Below are 250 nucleotides of genomic sequence, written 5' to 3'. Positions count from 1 at the left end.
CCGGTACGCGGCCAGGGAGCGCGCGAAGTCGTCCTTGACGTGCAGGATCACCGGCTGCCAGCCGGGCGTGCCGAAGGCGGAGTTGATCTCGTCGGTGACCCGCTGGACCTCCGCGGTGTAGTCGCGGTAGACCGCCAGATCCTGCCGGGAGGGGTAGGCGAACGCCACGTGCACCACCCGGCCGCGCCACTCGGGGCGGTAGGTCAGCAGCTGCCGGAACGCCCGCAGCCCGCGGACGATGTTCTTGGAC

General features: G+C 71.2%; 1 protein-coding gene. It reads right to left on the bottom strand.

What is annotated here, in order from left to right; all coding sequences use genetic code 11:
- On the bottom strand, window positions 1-250 hold a 250-nt coding region (locus ACSNOK_RS35415; RefSeq protein WP_436784784.1), incomplete at both ends, for a trehalose-6-phosphate synthase.

Source organism: Streptomyces sp. URMC 126 (assembly GCF_051386555.1).
Taxonomy (GTDB): Bacteria; Actinomycetota; Actinomycetes; order Streptomycetales; family Streptomycetaceae; genus Streptomyces.
The sequence above is the reverse complement of the archived record's forward strand: the minus strand, read 5'-3'. Positions and strand labels throughout refer to the sequence as shown.